The organism is Bacillus sp. AP8 (genome assembly GCF_000321185.1).
GTDB classification, from domain to species: domain Bacteria; phylum Bacillota; class Bacilli; order Bacillales; family DSM-1321; genus Bacillus_AD; species Bacillus_AD massilioanorexius.
The window spans coordinates 1-17,644 of the sequence record NZ_CAPG01000084.1 but is presented as its reverse complement, the minus strand read 5'-3'; the positions used below and the strand labels follow the sequence as shown (position 1 = coordinate 17,644).

The 17,644-nt window shown below is 34.0% G+C and carries 16 protein-coding genes; 1 reads left to right on the top strand and 15 read right to left on the bottom strand.

The window, feature by feature from the left end:
* Positions 1–151 precede the first annotated feature (151 nt).
* The 8 genes from BN349_RS20080 to BN349_RS20040 form a co-directional block, all read right to left on the bottom strand.
* Positions 152–415, bottom strand: a complete 264-nt coding sequence (locus BN349_RS20080) for a CD3324 family protein (RefSeq protein WP_019244112.1) — start codon at positions 413–415, stop codon at positions 152–154.
* Between the two features lie 531 nt (positions 416–946).
* Positions 947–1,957, bottom strand: a complete 1,011-nt coding sequence (locus BN349_RS20070) for a GNAT family N-acetyltransferase (protein WP_019244111.1) — start codon at positions 1,955–1,957, stop codon at positions 947–949.
* A 329-nt stretch (positions 1,958–2,286) separates the two neighbouring features.
* The gene (locus BN349_RS20065; protein ID WP_019244110.1) at positions 2,287–3,036 is read right to left on the bottom strand and encodes a GTP pyrophosphokinase; all 750 of its coding nucleotides are present in this window, start codon (positions 3,034–3,036) and stop codon (positions 2,287–2,289) included.
* A 47-nt stretch (positions 3,037–3,083) separates the two neighbouring features.
* Positions 3,084–3,341, bottom strand: a complete 258-nt coding sequence (locus tag BN349_RS25100; RefSeq protein WP_019244109.1) for a hypothetical protein — start codon at positions 3,339–3,341, stop codon at positions 3,084–3,086.
* A gap of 621 nt (positions 3,342–3,962) precedes the next feature.
* Positions 3,963–4,970 carry a D-cysteine desulfhydrase gene (locus BN349_RS20055; RefSeq protein ID WP_019244108.1) on the bottom strand — a complete coding sequence of 336 codons (1,008 nt, stop codon included), beginning with the start codon at positions 4,968–4,970 and terminating at the stop codon, positions 3,963–3,965.
* Positions 4,971–5,136: 166 nt separating this feature from the next.
* Positions 5,137–5,835, bottom strand: a complete 699-nt coding sequence (locus BN349_RS20050; RefSeq protein ID WP_019244107.1) for a TorD/DmsD family molecular chaperone — start codon at positions 5,833–5,835, stop codon at positions 5,137–5,139.
* A gap of 546 nt (positions 5,836–6,381) precedes the next feature.
* Positions 6,382–6,801 carry a hypothetical protein gene (locus BN349_RS20045; protein WP_019244106.1) on the bottom strand — a complete coding sequence of 140 codons (420 nt, stop codon included), beginning with the start codon at positions 6,799–6,801 and terminating at the stop codon, positions 6,382–6,384.
* 397 nt (positions 6,802–7,198) lie between these two features.
* Positions 7,199–8,089 (bottom strand): cation diffusion facilitator family transporter, encoded by an 891-nt coding sequence (locus BN349_RS20040; protein WP_019244105.1) that lies wholly within the window; start codon positions 8,087–8,089, stop codon positions 7,199–7,201.
* A 228-nt stretch (positions 8,090–8,317) separates the two neighbouring features.
* Between BN349_RS20040 and BN349_RS20035 the strand changes: the two genes are divergently transcribed.
* On the top strand, positions 8,318–9,544 hold the full coding sequence (locus tag BN349_RS20035) for an MDR family MFS transporter (RefSeq protein WP_019244104.1): 1,227 nt from the start codon (positions 8,318–8,320) through the stop codon (positions 9,542–9,544).
* Between the two features lie 196 nt (positions 9,545–9,740).
* Here the strand turns inward: BN349_RS20035 and BN349_RS20030 are convergent, their stop codons facing one another.
* The 7 genes from BN349_RS20030 to speD form a co-directional block, all read right to left on the bottom strand.
* Complete coding sequence (locus tag BN349_RS20030; RefSeq protein WP_019244103.1) at positions 9,741–10,181, bottom strand: ferritin-like domain-containing protein; 441 nt, start codon at positions 10,179–10,181, stop codon at positions 9,741–9,743.
* Between the two features lie 390 nt (positions 10,182–10,571).
* Positions 10,572–11,699 (bottom strand): carboxynorspermidine decarboxylase, encoded by a 1,128-nt coding sequence (gene nspC / locus BN349_RS20025; protein ID WP_026089411.1) that lies wholly within the window; start codon positions 11,697–11,699, stop codon positions 10,572–10,574.
* Between the two features lies 1 nt (position 11,700).
* The gene (locus tag BN349_RS20020) at positions 11,701–12,900 is read right to left on the bottom strand and encodes a saccharopine dehydrogenase family protein (RefSeq protein WP_019244101.1); all 1,200 of its coding nucleotides are present in this window, start codon (positions 12,898–12,900) and stop codon (positions 11,701–11,703) included.
* 35 nt (positions 12,901–12,935) lie between these two features.
* The gene (gene speB, locus BN349_RS20015) at positions 12,936–13,787 is read right to left on the bottom strand and encodes an agmatinase (protein ID WP_019244100.1); all 852 of its coding nucleotides are present in this window, start codon (positions 13,785–13,787) and stop codon (positions 12,936–12,938) included.
* On the bottom strand, positions 13,777–14,628 hold the full coding sequence (gene speE / locus BN349_RS20010) for a polyamine aminopropyltransferase (RefSeq protein ID WP_019244099.1): 852 nt from the start codon (positions 14,626–14,628) through the stop codon (positions 13,777–13,779). The genes speB and speE overlap by 11 nt, the downstream gene beginning before the upstream one ends.
* Positions 14,629–14,637: 9 nt before the next feature.
* Complete coding sequence (locus BN349_RS20005; RefSeq protein WP_019244098.1) at positions 14,638–16,110, bottom strand: aminotransferase class I/II-fold pyridoxal phosphate-dependent enzyme; 1,473 nt, start codon at positions 16,108–16,110, stop codon at positions 14,638–14,640.
* On the bottom strand, positions 16,111–16,872 hold the full coding sequence (gene speD / locus BN349_RS20000; protein WP_019244097.1) for an adenosylmethionine decarboxylase: 762 nt from the start codon (positions 16,870–16,872) through the stop codon (positions 16,111–16,113).
* Positions 16,873–17,644 lie beyond the last annotated feature (772 nt).

Below are 17,644 nucleotides of genomic sequence, written 5' to 3'. Positions count from 1 at the left end.
CGGGTGCGTTAGTTTAATAGGGGAGACGGCAAAAAACTGTCTCCCTTATTAAGCCGTTAGCAACAATGATTACGAATAGAGCCTTTTTAATAAGTCTGTTGTGCCTGCAGTCTGAGGCACTGATTTCCCTTTTCCAGTGCTTTTTGTTTCTTTATTTAGAGTAAACTATTTTTTTGATTGTTTCGATAGATAGATGGTAATCATCCGCTAATTGTTCAATTGTTCTATTCTTTTCAAAAGCCATTTTAATAGCTAAATTTCTCTCATCAATCATCTTTCTAGTTCCTGAACGTACTCCCCATTTTTGATGGGTTGTTTTAGTTTTAGGAATATAAATGGTTTCTCCTTGAACATACTTTTGAATTTCTGATATCAGCTTCTCAGGCAAAATAGCATTTGCTTTAATATAAGCCATTTCTGCTGCCTCCTTATTCTTTATGTTTGAAAAAATAAGGTGCAAAGCCTCTTTATCAGAAAAGCATACTTTGGCGATTAGTCATTCTACCCCATACAAAGTATCGCCTTTCTAATTCTAGGCTTTGCATGAGACGCTTTAGTATCAGGTATTCTGTTATTCTTTACCATTTAATCACCTCCCTAATTCATTCTGATTGGTTAAATACTGTAATACTATTATAAATGATATGCTGTTTCACTTCATATCACTTCTTGTTTGATTCACATTCCTACAAAATAAAAAGAGGATGTCCAAAAAGAAAAAATTCGATGGACATCTTCTTATATTTTAAGTAAATCTACTATCCTTATCTCAACTAAAAAATACAATAAAACGATGCACAGGACAAAGCGCGTAACACATCTTTTTTAGAAAGTGAAAATACCCTCTACAGCAAACAGCCCATAAAAAATGGATAAAGCATAAGGGCCTCTGAAAAGTGATAAAAATCGCTTTTGTCAGTCCAAAAGTATTGACCAATAGGCTAGCTTATTGATGAGCGTCAAATTGTGTTGATATTTGCCAAGTTACACCAAATTTATCTAATACTTGACCATAGGATGCACTCCAAAAAGTCTCTTGTAGTGGCATTAGAATTTCACCACCATCTTGTAGTTTATCGTATACCTCTTTCGTTTTGCTTATATCATTTATTGTAATAGCAATAGTAACAAATAAAGTATCTTCACTTTCTGTTATAAACTCTTTGCGAAAATAAGAATTTTCCAAATCTGGAGTAAAGTAGAAATGAAACATTTTCGTCTCATCTGAAATCAAATGGTTCAATACCAAATCAAATTCCACTTTGTTTTTACTAATGATATCGTATATATGCAGATGTTGATTCTCTTCTTCACACATAATAATGACATCTTCTTCTTCAAGATAATAAATAGCGTTACTAAATACTACGATAAAATAAAACATTAAAAGATGTCGGTTATCTTTCACTCCCAGTAATGATGATATCGGTATTCTCTCCTTAGCTAAGCGATTCATTAAACGAAAATCATCCTTATTATTAATATCCAACTTACGTATATAACTACCCGTTGTGTTTTGTTTTTTCAGTTTAGTAATATCCATAGAAAAGCTACTTTCTTGTACTTTAGTAAATTTAAATTTAGGATAAAAATCTAGTACAGTCTTATTGGCAAATAAATAGATAAAATCGTACTCTTTTTCATATTGATCTATAATGTGGTTCATCAAGTTCGTTGATAAGCCTTGATTTCGATATTTTGGATGAGTCATTACCGTCCCGACTTGAATCGCTTTATATTCCCTATCATTAGAAACAATCTTCATTTTATTTATAGAAGCATTTGCAATTATCTGGTTCCCATCAACATATGAGTAACAAATATAATTATCGTTCCAACACCCTTTTCCATACCATTTTTTAAAATCAAGCCCAAAAACCAATTTAGCTAATTCATTAAAGCTTTCCCTATAAACATCATGGTCCTTATAGTCACTGATTAGACGATAATTATTCATTTATTAATACCTCTCCTTGTTTATAAGCTTTTTCCTAAAGGCAAATTTTATTGGCATTCAACAATTACCGCACTAGGATGCTCCCTCATTCACCCATTTTTTATCGACTAATGTTATCTATCGAACTTATATAACAACAACTATCTATTCGAAAAAAACCTTCTAACAAATCGAATGCCACTGTTCATCCTCCAAAAACGAAAAAGACTATAAGAAGAATAACCTTCTCATAGTCCGATATAAATTATGAAGAAGACCCTTTAGAGGACGTCTCTTACATTTAATTAGCGATATAAATTTTCGTCGATCTCAATCAAATAATTACCATGCTACTTTTGATCAATCTGATTATGAGAAAGCAGTGTAAGAATTTCTGGTAATTTTGTTGGATAGTCATCTTGTAGTGAATCCCAAATATCTTCTGAATGATCCTTTTCCTTTAATACTTTTACTTCTTCATGTAATCTTTCCATCTTCTTATCCAACTGTGACGCAGATTTAGCAGCTTCTTTTAATTGGTTTAATAAAGATTCTGGTATTTCCTTATTATATTTATAATAAATTTTATGCTCTAAGCTAGCCCAAAAATCCATTGCAATTGTTCGAATTTGCACTTCTACACATGTATGCTCTTCTCTATCCGACATAAAAACCGGAACCTTAATAATTAAATGCATACTTTGATAGCCATTTGATTTAGGATTTTTTATATAATCCTTAACTTCAATAACCTCAACATCTTTTTGAGATTGAATCATATCACTTATTTTATAAATATCCGATCTAAAAGAGCATATAATTCGAATCCCTGCAATATCTTTAATATTTTCTTTAATTGATTGAAAAGAAGGAGAAATCTTCTTTTTCATTACTTTTTTTATGATACTTTCTAGCGATTTCAAGCGACTGCTTACATGCTCAATTGGATTATAATCATGTATAAACTCAAACTCTTCTTTCAAAATATTAATCTTAGTAGTAACCTCATCTAATGCGAATTTATAAGCCATCCTAAATCGAGTAAATTCTTTTCTATATTGATCTAATTTATCACGATCTAGACTTTGAGTTACGTTCATCTAAAACCTCTACCTTTCATAAAGAATCATATATACTCTTTGGCTTCTTAAGTTACACAACTTTTTGAATGACACATATCTAACAATAAAACATATCGTCCTCTATGATGCTGAAATCTTCCTAACTCACCAACCTCAAGTTTGGAGTATTCCAGTCCTAATGAATTTATTAATTTCTCAATAATAGCAGCAAAATTCTTTTTCTCTTCTTCTGATAGAACATCAAATGGAGAAAATGTATCATGCTGCTCTTCATTTGCCTTAATAGCTTCTAAGCCAGCTTCTGTTCGTTGACTGGGCAGCACTCGTCAATCATTTTCCAAAGGTTCACGAGTAATATAACCTTTTTTCTAATTTGCTTAATACATTGATTGAGGTCTCATATCTAATAAATAGGATCACTCTTTTTGTGTAGTTTTCGGATGTAATTTAAGTAAACTAAGTATTCTCCCTTGTCCAAGATGTCTACTACTAAAGGGCCCAGCTTATTTTCTTTTAATAAAAAATGCTTATGTAAAAGACTTTCTAATCTAAAAAATTGTCGATTAAATTATTTTCGTTTATGTGAAGATAACGCATACTTTATTCCTCCATCTAGACATATCCATCAAAGTCTCTTCCATAAAAAATTTTTGCATATTATACATGGCCCATTTTTCTTCCATTGTACCATTGATTCAAAGTCTAAACTAATCTAAAAAAACACTCCTACTTTGAAGGCCCAATATAAAATATAATTCCTCTATATCGAAACCATTGTTAAGTCAATTAATGAAACTCTTATTTGTTCTATTAGCTCATAATTTCTAGAAAAAAGAAGCTATTTTCACAGCTCCTCTTTGTTCTATATACAAAACAAATAAATCACGTGTAATATTTCACATAAATAAATGGATTGATATCTAAATGACTCTATTTATTCGAGATTAAGAGTTTTTATTCTCGTTAAAAGTAGATGTATAGGCATATAAAGCAGGAGATCCACCTGAATGAATAAATACGATATTGTCTTCTTTGTTAAACGTACCTTTTCGAATTAAATCAATAAGTCCTGCCATTGCTTTTCCTGTATAAACAGGGTCTAACAAAATACCTTCCGTACTTGCCACTAGTTTAACAGCCTCAATCATTTCATCTGTTGGAACGGCGTATCCTGGACCAACATACTCATCGAAACATTGTACATGATCTTTTGAAACCTCATTCTTCAAGTCTAAGTATTCATTCATTTCTAGTAAAAGATTATACACTTTGCTCTCTTGTTCTTCTTTATTACGGCTAATATTAATTCCTATAACAGGAACGTCGCTATTTAATCCTTGAAAGCCTGCAATTAATCCAGCATGCATACCTCCACTTCCGCTAGTACAAACTACATAGTTCATATCTATTTGTTGATCGAATGTTTGAGCAAGAAGCTCTTGAGCACACGCTGCATAACCAGTTGCTCCAATTGGATTTGATCCTCCAACCGGGATTAAATAAGGTGTATGTCCTTTTTTAATAAGCTCTTTTTCGACTTTTTGCATTTCTTCCATTAGATCGGAACCTTCAGGAACAAATTTCAAGTCAGTAGCACCAAGAAGTTTATACAATAAGTAATTGCCCGTTGGCTCATCACTTGCCTTGTTCTCTCCCTCTTCTAGTACTAGTACACATTTCATTTTCTCTTTTACTGCAGCAGCCAAGGTTAAGCGACAATGATTCGATTGAACAGCGCCACAAGTTACCAGAACATCTGCACCTTTCAACTCTGCATCGGCTACTAAGTACTCTAATTTTCTTGTTTTATTTCCTCCAGCAGTTAGCCCTAATAAGTCATCACGCTTTATGTAAATCGTAGGTCCTCCTAGTACAGTCGAAAGTGACTCTAACTTTTCCAAAGGTGTATAGCAGTTTGTATATTTTTTTCGTGGTAACTTGGATAAATTCATCTTTTTAAATCCTCCTCTTTCTTTTCTAATAAAATGTAGAATATTTATCATTATGTAAAAACGATCTATTATCATTATATCTACTTCTTCAATTACTACAATGAAGTAATCGAATTACAAAAACAGAAAATTTTATATTTTACAATTTAAAGCATAATGATTTATTCTAATAACCTCTCTCTAATTTCAAAAAGGTCCTTCCTAAAGAGGCAATAGTTTTGTAAACTTCAAGATTTGTTGATTTTTCCAAGTTTGCAAAGAAATCCTCTCCCCATTTTCCCAAATGATTCATTGTAAACTCCCATTGCTTATTTCTCCATTGATGAGCATCTGTTATTTTCCCACACTTCCACGCTTCACCTTCCTGATTACACAAATATCCAAGAAAACACAATTCATTAACAAGATGATCCGAGTATTTAACAGGATCTGTTCTAAAAAAAGCTTCTTCTACACTATATACATTATCTAACGAATCAACATTAAAGCTTTTTTGTTCATCTGTGTTTTTAAGATACATCGTTTCATAGAGACTAACAGAGGAAGTTTCTTCATTCAAAAATAAGTGTGTACACTCTTCTTTCATTTTTTCTAACATTTCTTTAGGAGAAACGTTCTTTTTATTCTCAGCAAGTACAATTAACTGGATAAGAGCTTCATTAAAAACACCTCTACTAACATTAATCCATTGCACAGAGTTTTCAATCTTACTATAAAATTCTCCATTCAAAAGTTCATTAGAAAGAGAAAACGTTGGAAATTGAATAACCCTTGATAATAGCTGATACATACTTGATCTATTCATAGCCATTTCGCCTAAATTCATACCTATATCAATCTGTTCGTCAAGGAATAAATGATTCATCCCATATTGCCTCCGTTCTATTTCAGACGTATTTTATGGACTGCTACATAACTCTCAAACATGTTATATATATGTATTATGTATTTGACTAACTTCACATAATACTAACGCAATTTTCATGCCAATTTCATATCAAATGATAAAGGCATAAATTCATTATATTTCTTTGGTTTTTTAGGTTTAATAAATATTTTAATGTACTTAACATGTAAATTTCTTAATCAATCTGATCCACATTGTTGTTCACTTGAACAATCGATAAACGGATTTAAACTATAAAAGTTACTTCCCTCGCTACGCTTGTCTAGGGTCTAGGCTTTCTTGCTTTTCTTGAAGGAGTCAACGCTATCTGCTTCAATCAACTAAATTTGTATGTATTTGATATTCGTTCGTTACACCACATCATAAAAAAATCGACTTATTGTTGTCTTTTAGAAATCAACTCACATTAGAAGTAGCTTCCTGTTTACTAATAAATATATAAAAAGAACAAAAGGTATGAAGAGCAAATCTCCTCTCCATACCTTTTGTCGATAATCTAAACGATCATTTATTTTCTAGAAGGATATCTTTTATCACTTGAGCATTTTCTTTGTCTAATTTCCCATATATATTTTTATCTTTTTCAATGATTTTTGCAGTCCCATTACTTTCAAACCAAATTAGATATTCCACAATGATCTCTGGGTTATTTTTATCATATTCAAAAAATAAAGATACTTTAACATCTTCTTCCCTAGACATTTTGATTTTAGCATTTTCTTTATTTATCGCTTTAAATGCTTTTCTTAAAACTTTTAGGTCTTCTTCCTCTGAAATAGTTTCATTATTATCTGGACTATCTGATGATGCTTTTTCTACATCCACTCTCGATAAATTGTTTATATCGAGCTTTGTATTGATACATCCTGATAACATCAATATCGAAATAATGCAGGCACCCATGATACAAGATATTTTTTTCAATCTGCCACCTCCTAGACGACTCTTCAAACTAATAGGTTTAATCACTTATCAACAGTTCATAAGCAAACATTCCATTTTCAAACTGCATTCATTTTTCACTTCTAACCTTTTTATAGTTCATTCTTCATTTATTGTATTAATCCGTTCCTTTTAACGAGGAAAAGGCAAGCCTACTCAATAATAAATTCGTTATTTTATTCCATTTCCCTGCTTCTTTAAAAATGTCATATGGGTTTAAGATCGTTTTCGCAAACTTAATTACCTAAAGTTAATGAATATAGGCCTAGTTTAATTCCTCTCCCAGTTGCATCATCTTGTTTAAAAAAAGCAATAGGGCTGTATCAAACGATCACATTTGATACAGCCCTCATTTCTTTTCTATTAGACACAAATAACCCTACATTTCCTTTCCTACTATAATATTCGGTTCAACATGTATATGAATGTCATATACACCATATTCACTTCTCATGATATTTTCCACATAAGTTGCAATATCATGTGCATCAGAAATATTTAAAGTATGATCAACAGTTATAACTGCATCAATCACTTCGTTATTTCCATAATTTCGACCTTTTATCTCTTTAATTCCTTCTACTCCATTTATTTTTGAGATAACATCTTTATAGGATAAAAGCTTTTCTCCATCGAAACCATCTGTTAATTCATGAGTTGCTTCTTTAAAAATATCCCAAGCTGTTTTACATATTAATAACCCAACAAGAAAAGCAGTTACGCTATCTAGCCACGGCATGTTTAATTGTGCTCCAAAGATTCCTACTGCTGTTCCAATACTTACCCATGCATCAGAAATATTATCTTTTGCAGCTGCCATAACTGCTTTACTATTAATTCTCAAGGCTAATCTCTTATTGTAACGATAAACAAAATACATGACACCGGCTGAAAATATACCTACATAAGCAGCAAGTATATCTGGAGAAGCTTTACCTCCTTCAAATATTGATCTCACAGTATCAGATAAAACCTGTATACCAACAGCGAACATGATAAAGGAAGCCATTAAAGAAGCTATTGTTTCACTTTTCCAGTGCCCATATCGATGCTCTTTATCTGGTGGCCGCTGAGCAATCTTTAATCCAATTAAAACAGCAATAGATGCAATAATATCTGTTGTATTGTTTAAACCATCTGCTTTTATGGCAGCAGAGTGACTGATGAAACCTATTGTTATTTTTATTATAGATAGAAAGATGTATGCAATAATGCTAATCATTGCTCCACGCTCTCCAGCCTTAAGATCATTATACTTTTGATTCTCCAAGTTAATCCTCCCTCTACTCACTAAAAACACTATTTTTTGAAATACGTTTTGCCATATTTTATTATGATCATTTCTTCATAATTGCTATACTAGTATTCCCCGAGTCCTTCTTACCATTCGGCTTTTTACGTTTCCCATTCATTTGTATAATTCATTTAGAGTACAATGAAAAAATTTCCAATCATTCTCTTTTTTAGTCTATAATGATTGTCTGAGGAGGGGGAAAAAGTGCTACTAAATGATTTACCTCAAAACCTTAAAGTTCGGCTTATTACATCATTTTTCAATCAAATTGCCTCAAGTGCCGTATTACCCTTTATGGCGCTCTATTTTTCACAAGAAATGAATAAAATTTGGGCAGGTGTATTTTTAATAGGAAGTGTAGTAGTAAATTTTTTCTCAAATTTAATTGGAGGTTATATTTCAGATCGTTTTCAAAGAAGAAAAATCATATTAATAACTTCAATATTTAATGCCGTGTCATACCTATTGATGACAATAAGTCTATTTCCCAAAAATAATTCGATATTTCTATTTGCGATTTCATACTTAGTTCTTATGATAACAAGTGGTCTAGGAAGACCTGCTATGCAAGCCATGATTTTGGATTCAACTACTCCTGAAAACAGAAAAAGGGTCTATGCTATTGATTATTGGCTTGTTAATTTATCTATGACAATCGGTACATCTTTAGGTGGTTTATTGTATATGAACCATAAAAAAGAACTCTTTATCATACTAACTATAACAGCTATATTAACAGCTTTTTCATATCAAATTTGGTTATTGGATAGTGGAAATGCCAAACTAGGAAAAAGACAAATTAATGTCTTCCTTGATTTGATTCACAATTACAAAATCGCCTTAAAAAATAAGCTCTTTATCAGAATAACGCTTGGTTACATGTTCATTGTCTCCGTTGAATTATCACTGGATAATTACATAAGTGTCCGACTAAACGATACATTTCAGACTGTTCATATTTATGGAATGGAGATCGAGGGCGTTCATATGTTTAGTATTTTGAATATTGAAAATATGATTTTGGTTGTAGGCCTTACTTTCTTCGTAAGTCATCTTACAAATCGTTTTTCAAATAGAAAAGCCTTAATGATTGGTCTCATATTATATGGAATCGGGTATGTTATTTTAACTTCTTCCAACTCCATGTTTTTACTATTATTATTCGGATTAATCGCCACCTTAGGAGAACTTATCTACTCACCTATTTATTTTACAGAGCAAGCTCAACTTATTCCTGAGAATAATAGAGGCTCTTATTCGGCTTTTTCTAGCGTAGCTTATAATGGAGCAGATTTAATCGCTCGCTCATCGCTTATCATTGGTGCATTTTTGCCACCAATCTTTATGTCTATTTATCTGGGATTCATTATTCTACTTGGCATTATACTAATACATTCAAGTATTGCTTCAATACCCAAACAGAAGAGCTAAACCTTAGAGGTATCGAATTAAAAGATTATAAAGATCCGTCTCACATCAATAAAACAAAAGACTGTCTCAAAAGTAATCCTTTCTTTTGAGACAGTCTACATCCTGCTTCTGACCCAAGTTCAACAATCCAATCAGCTTATTATTAGAAAAGTTATCTAGTAAGATAATCCATTAATTAACTTCTATTTCCAATCTATCATTTTACTTTTTCTTTTGTATAAAAATATAAAAACCAAACTGCGTGATTTTGTTCATCTGCCGCTATTCTTCTAAATAACTCTTTAACAAATGAAATATTCGTTTCATCAGAAATTCTCAAATAGAAATCCGCTGTTTCTTGTTCGTCTTTTAAGGCATATTCTAACCCTTCCAAGTATTGCGAAGGGCACTCTTCTGTTATTTTAGGCTGTGGTTGACTTCCTGTTATATTATAGTAAATTTGCACAAACTGTTGATAATGCTTTTTTTCGTCTTCACGAATTTCGAGTATCTGTTTTCTTTGTGTTTCATTAGGAGCCATTTTCGATAATTGCTCATAACAATGTATAGCGCTGAATTCTCCATTAATGGCCTTTTCTAATTCTCGTATAAACCTATTACTTTGACGATAAAAATTGTCATAATCATATTCATACATATATAATCCCCCTCATACTTATCTCCCTCATTTTATGAAGGATAGTCTAAGTAGGTGATTATCACTTTTACAACAATCCATCATATTCATACTTATAAAGAACAATCATGGAGAAACGAAAGCCTTTAAGGATTCAAACAGCCATTTAAATAAAACCTTTTCTGAGCTCTATGCCACTTTTATAGCTATTTGTATTAGAAATCCTTCCTGCTTTTAAATAGAGAAAAACAACTGTTTTCATAAAGTAAAATATAATAAGCTATAGTGTTTTCTACATAAAAATCCCCTTTAGAAGACAAGTTAGAATGCTTTCTTTTTATGTCTCTAAAAGGGGATCCTTTATATTTATTAGGAGGTTTATTTTGTTATTTTTTATCTATTAATCATAAGCTAGGACAATCTTTCCTTAAAATCTTGATAACTGAATGTATGCAGAACTCTGTAATCACCATTTTGGTCTTTAATGGCAATGGATGGTAGCGCCATACCATTAAAGGTGTTATTTTTCACCATAGAATAAATAGCCATATCACCAAAAACTAATCGATCTCCACACTTTAGTGGCTGGTCAAACGAATAATCACCAATCACATCGCCAGTCAGACAAGTTGGTCCTCCTAATCGATACGTATAAGCCTTTTCACCCACTTCACCAGATCCTATTAATGGAGGGTGATAAGGTACCTCTAGTACGTCTGGCATATGACATGAAGCAGACGTATCAAGAATAGCAATATCCATTTCGTTTTCCATCGTATCAAGAACCGTTGTTACAAGGAAACCTGCATTTAAAGCAATTGCTTCACCCGGTTCAAGATACACAATTAAACCGTATTTATCTTGCATTCGTGTTATGCAATCTTCCAGTATAGTGATATCGTACCCTTCTTTTGTGATGTGATGACCTCCACCAAAATTAATCCATTTCAATTTGTGAAGCCATTTTCCAAACTTTTCTTCAACTGCATCAAGCGTAGTCGCTAAAGCATCAGCACCTTGTTCACATAGTGTATGAAAATGCAATCCGGAAACTATTTCAAGTAATTCAGGACGAAAATTTTTTAATGTCACACCAAATCTTGAGCCTGCCACACATGGGTCATACATGCCGTGTCCTTCTTGAGTAGAGCACTCAGGGTTGATACGAATCCCAATACTTTTGCCTGCTTGATGTACTTTGTCTCCAAATTTCTCAAGCTGAGAGAAAGAATTAAAGACAATATGATCACTAATCGCAATTATTTCATCGATCTCATCCTCACGAAAAGCAGGGGAAAAGACATGATTTTCTTTCCCCATCTCCTCATAGCCAAGCCGAGCTTCATATAAACCACTTGCTGCTGTACCGTTTAAATATTTGCCAATTAATGGGTACATCACATACATAGAAAAGGCTTTTTGTGCCAAAAGAATCCTACATCCTGTACGTTCCATAACACCACTCAGAATTTTGAGATTATTTTCTAGAAGCACTTCATCTACTACATAGCAAGGTGTCGGTAACTCTTCAAATCTCATATCAATCAACTAACTCCGGATTGAAGCTTTCTTTCCATGGTAATCCCCATTTATTTAATGCTTCCATAAATGGATCTGGATCGAATTCTTCAATATTGTACACGCCTGCTTTCTTCCATTGTCCTGTCATAATCATCATTGCACCGATCATTGCTGGTACACCAGTTGTGTAAGAAATAGCTTGTGACCCCACTTCTTTAAAACATTCTTCATGGTCGCATACATTGTATACATAATATGTTTTGTCTTGACCGTCTTTTTTACCACGGAAAATACAGCCGATATTTGTTTTTCCTTTTGTACGTGGTCCAAGAGAAGCTGGATCAGGTAATACCGCTTTTAAGAATTGAAGTGGAATAATCTCTTTTCCTTCATACATAATTGGTTCGATTGAAGTCATACCTACATTTTCAAGGCATTTAAGGTGAGTTAAATAACTTTGCCCAAATGTCATAAAGAAACGAATTTGCTTCAAACCAGGAATATTCTCAGCTAGTGATTCAAGCTCTTCATGGTATAACAAGTACATATCTTTTTCACCGATTTCAGGGAAATTATATACACGTTTAATTTCCATCGGTTGTGTTTCTACCCATCCTCCTTCTTTCCAGTATCTTCCGTTAGCAGAAACTTCACGAATGTTTATTTCAGGATTGAAGTTTGTAGCAAATGGATAACCATGATCTCCAGCGTTACAGTCCAAAATATCAATATACTCAATTTCATCAAAATGATGCTTCAGTGCATATGCAGAGAATACCCCTGTTACACCTGGGTCAAAACCACTTCCAAGAAGGGCTGTAATACCTGCTTTTTCAAAGCGCTCGCGGTACTCCCATTGCCATTTATATTCAAATTTCGCAGTATCTTCTGGTTCGTAGTTTGCTGTATCCATATAATGCGTTTTCGTAGCAAGACACGCATCCATAATCGTTAGATCCTGATATGGCAATGCAAGGTTCATGACGATATCAGGTTTTACTTCTTCAATTAACGCAATAAGCTCATCAACATTATTCGCATCCACATGTGCAGTAGTAATCTTTGCTTTTCCACCATCAAGCTTCGCTTTCAAATCATCACATTTTGATTTTGTACGACTTGCAATGCAGATTTCTTCAAATACTTCACTGTTTTGTACACATTTATGAATAGCTACAGAAGCTACTCCTCCACACCCAATAATAAGCGCTTTTCCCATATTACTATCTCCAATCTCAATATATTTATATAAAACTATAAAGCTAATAAAAATTCTCTAACGACCTTACAGGCAGTCGCTGTTGAAATCCCGCTAGCATCGTATGTTGGTGACAATTCATTCACATCACAACCAACTACATTCGCGTTACCACATACGGTAAAAATAGCATCAATCAATTCGGGAAATGTTACTCCACCTGCTTCTGGTGTACCCGTTCCTGGAAAAACAGATGGATCGAGTACATCAAGGTCTATCGTCAAATATACAGGCTTATCCCCGATTTCTTTTACGATGTTTTGCAGCCCTTCGAAGTTAAATTTATTCGTAAACACATGCCCATCACCACTCCATTCAAATTCAGAGCGGTCACCAGAACGAATGCCAAACTGGAAGATACGTCCATCACCAAGAATATCGTGACAGCGACGAATTACAGATGCATGTGATAACTTTTCACCTAGGTAATCATCACGTAAATCTGTATGCGCATCGAATTGAATAATATGCAAATCTGGATATTTCTTTGCAATTGCACGAACAGTTCCAAGCGTCACAAGATGCTCGCCACCAATCATGAATGGTAGCTTTCCATCTTCTAAAATTTTGCTAGTGTGCTCTTCAATTTCGCCAAGTACTCTTTCAGGATTTCCGAAGCAAAGCTCCAGATCACCACTATCAAAAACAGAGATGTCCATTAGATCTTTATTCTGATATGGGCTGTACGTTTCCAATCCGAACGATTCTGAACGAATCGCTGAAGGACCGAAGCGTGTTCCTGGACGGAATGATGTCGTTCCATCAAACGGAACACCAAATAAGACAATATTGGCATCTTTGTATTCCGCTTCACATCCTATGAACGTTTGGACATTTTTATTCAACATCACGCAACAACTCCTCTACATAAGTAGGTAAGGAAAAAGCACCTGCATGGAGGTTTGTATTATAATATCGCGTATGAATACCAAGCTTATTCCATGCCTTAATTTTCAAATCCGTTACAGGATGATACTTCTTAGAGGCGAACCCAAACAACCAATGTCCCGATGGATATGTTGGGATATGCGCCTGATACACCTTACTAATCGGAAAGCTATCCACAATACGTTTATGTGCTCTTTGCATCGCAGCAACATCTTCAGAATAAAATGGACTTTCATGTTGATTTACCATAATTCCATCTTCACGAAGTGCTTTATAGCAACTACCATAAAACTCCTTCGTAAATAACCCTTCTCCTGGACCGAATGGATCAGTTGAATCAACAATGATTAAGTCATATAAACCTTCGCATGAACGGATAAATTTCACTCCATCCTCAAGATGAATATGGACTCTTGAATCATCAAAGCCGCAAGCTGTTTGTGGTAAATACTTTTTGCACACATCTATAACCATTTCATCAATTTCTACTAAATCGATATGCTCTACTTGCTTATATCTTGTCAATTCTCGTACAACCCCACCATCTCCCGCACCGATAATTAAAACATTTCGAGGATTTGGATGGACAGCCATTGGTACATGAGTAATCATTTCATGGTAAATGAACTCATCCTTTTCTGTAAGCATCATATAACCATCAAGAGTTAAAAAGCGCCCAAATTCCTTAGAATCAAAAACATCGATGCGCTGAAATTCACTCTGCGCACTAAACAATTGTTTATCTACCCTAATAGAGAGCTTCACATTGGATGTGTGGCGTTCGCTAAACCATAATTCCATGTTTTTTTCTCACACTCCTTTTAAAACATTCAGCTTGTTTATCTCAAGATCTTCTGGACCTGTCATAGAACATCCTTTTTCTTTGGCGTATTTAATATAATCAATGATCTCTTTTGTAATTTTTTCACCAGGGGCTAAAATTGGAATACCAGGTGGATAGGCCATCACAAATTCACTGCATACCCTTCCAATCGTATCATCAAGGACCAATGATTCTTTTTCTGAATAAAAAGCATGCTGTGGCGTCGTAACCACTAATGGATCAATATATTCCTGTGTAAATAAACCAGTCTTGTCCTTTCCGAATCGTCTTCGAATTTCAGAAAGAGCACTAAGCAATCTTTCCACATCACGTTTTCGATCTCCCACTGAAACGTAAGCCAAAATATTTCCAATATCACCAAACTCAATTTGGATATCATATTCATCTCGTAAAAGATCATATACTTCAATTCCAGCAAGTCCAATATCAAGGGTGTGAATCGAAAGCTTTGTTATGTCAAAATCATATATGCTGTCGCCATTAATTAATTCTCGTGAAAAAGCGTAATAATCACCGATTTTATTAATTTCGCTACGCATGTATTCAGACAGATCAACAACTTGCTGAAAAATAACTTCCCCATTCAGCGCCAAATTCCGCCTAGAAATATCAAGACTAGACAGCAATAAATAGGAACCGCTAGTCGTTTGCGTCAAGTTGACAATTTGCCTTGCATAGCCAGCATTGATAGAAGGTCCCATTAAAAGAAAGGAACTTTGTGTTAGACTACCACCAGATTTATGCATACTTACCGATGCCATATCCGCTCCAGCAGCCATAGCAGAAATCGGTAGATTTTTCCCAAAAGACAAATGTGTACCATGAGCTTCATCAACTAACACTAGCATTTGGTGTTTGTGTGCTAGCTGCACAATTCCTCGCAAATCCGAACATATCCCGTAATAAGTCGGATTATTCACTAAAATCGCTTTAGCATCCGGGTTTTCTAGAATGGCTTTTTCTACCTGGCTAATAGACATCCCTAGAGCTATACCAAGACGTTTATCCATCTCCGGATTTACGTACACTGGCTCAGCCCCGCATAGAACAAGCGCATTAATGACGCTTCTGTGGACATTTCGTGGCAGAATGATTTTGTCTCCTCTTTTACATGCTGTCAGTACCATGCCTTGCACAGCTGATGTTGTCCCATTCACCATAAAGAAAGCATTTACGGCACCAAATGCCCGTGCTGCTAAATTTTCTGCCTCCTTAATGACCGATACTGGATGGCAGAGATTATCTAATAGTTTCATAGAGTTTACATCTATGCTGACACATTGTTCACCCAAAAAAGCAGCTAACTCTGGATTGCCCCTACCTCTTTTGTGCCCTGGTACATCAAATGGAACAATTCTTTTTTTCTTTAACTGTTCCAGAGCTTCATAGATTGGCGCACTTTTTTGAGAAGACCAATATGTTGGATCTTTTGTATCCACTTAGTAGACCTCCATTCCACTGAATATTTCGATCATTTCACGTCGCAGACTATTACTTATATCAAGTCGCGTTTGAGGAGCTAGCTCATATACATCTGTGTTAAAAAGATAATTTTGCAAATCAATCTCCTTGATCAACATTTTCGTGTGAAACAGGTTAGCCTGATATACATTCACGTCCATAGCATCATAGCGCCTTAATGTCTCAGCATTAATATAGTCTTGGATGGATGTGATTTTATGGTCCATATACAATTTCTTTCCTTCAACATTACGGGTGAAACCACGTACTCGATAATCCATCGTAATAATATCTGAATCAAAACTACCAATAAGATAATCCAAAGTTGAAAGAGGGGTAATCTCTCCACATGTCGCTACATCAATATCTACGCGAAAAGTTGCCAAACTGTTAGCAGGATGATATTCAGGATACGTATGGACAGTTACATGACTTTTATCTAAATGTCCCAATACCGTATCACTTTTAATAGACGGTATCTTTTCTTCTGCAATCAAGCATGTCACACTTGCACCTTGCGGATCATAATCCTGTTTAGCTATATTTAACACTTGAGCTCCTATCATCTCTGTGACATGTACCAAAATATCAGTTAATCGCTCCGAGTTGTATTGTTCATCAATATACTCAATGTAATTCTTCTGTTCTCGAGGAGTTTTAGCGTAGCATACATCATAAATATTGAAGCTCAATGATTTTGTTAAATTATTGAAGCCATAAAGTTTAAGCTTATTCTCCACATCTCATCCCACCTCAAAAAAGACAAATAAAAAAAGCAAGTGAATATCGCATGAATCGCGCATCACTTGCTTATTAGATATAACTGCATGATTAAAAAAGCATAACTTAATAAACCGGACATTCGTTTAATTAATTTCCAAAAAAAAGCATAACGAAGTCCAATGAAGAAAGCTTTTCAATATCCAAATATACCTGAATAGGTTTCTTAGAGTCTATATAGCAAATAATCACTTTTACCACTCTTATTGACCGTTTCACAAGTTGATGTACGCTTGCACGCATCGGTTATAAAGTAACCAACTTATAAAATTTGAGCTTCTAACTCAATCAATAAGGCAACTAAGTTGCCAATCGGCATTTGACCCGGCTGTCCGTATGGCCTTGACTTCCTCATAGAAGGTAAGTGGTCAAAAATATATTTGCTTGGAAAGACTCTTATATTCTGAATATTCGCTTTCCAAAAATAATTTCTTAGTCATATTAACAGCTAATTTTAATTTTTTCAATACAAAATATAAATTTTTTTGAAAAAAAAGAAAAAATTATTAAATTTACCCATGTAATATTTTTTCATTATTCACATAAAAAACACCGATATATTTAGTACTTCTTTTATTCAAAAAATGTCCTTTTTTCCTTTCTTCTGTCACAGTATCAGATATCAGACATCCTATCGAGGCCAATTTAACTAAAACCTGTTAAACTAACACAATGACTGCCACTTCCCTAAACATATTATGCAATTAGAAATCTTAGCGATGTAAAAAAACG